Consider the following 357-nt stretch of genomic DNA (forward strand, 5'->3'; position numbering starts at 1 on the left):
ATAGTCGCCGGGAGTCCGTACTGCTTCAGCAGGAACAGCCCCGCCTGCGCGGGGACGACGGAGGACGGGACGGTCGAGGTCGACCGGGTGCAGGAACAGCCCCGCCTGCGCGGGGACGACCCCGACGGGGATTCTCGCGTCGCCGACGAGCTAGGAACAGCCCCGCCTGCGCGGGGACGACTACGAGGACCCGGAGACGGGCGAGAAGTCGACGGGAACAGCCCCGCCTGCGCGGGGACAACGTCCTAGCACCTGCCATTACCGCCTGCTGGCGGGAACAGCCCCGCCTGCGCGGGGACGACTTCATCCCGGTCAAGTGCGCGCTCCAGTGGGCGGGAACAGCCCCGCCTGCGCGGG

1 CRISPR repeat array is annotated in these 357 nt (G+C 72.0%).

Features of this window, described 5'->3' with window-relative positions:
• Nucleotides 1-31: 31 nt before the first annotated feature.
• Nucleotides 32-299: direct repeats of the CRISPR family, unit length 25 nt; unit sequence GGAACAGCCCCGCCTGCGCGGGGAC.
• Nucleotides 300-357: the final 58 nt, after the last annotated feature.

It is taken from the genome of Dietzia sp. B44, assembly GCF_014145245.1.
GTDB classification, from domain to species: domain Bacteria; phylum Actinomycetota; class Actinomycetes; order Mycobacteriales; family Mycobacteriaceae; genus Dietzia; species Dietzia natronolimnaea.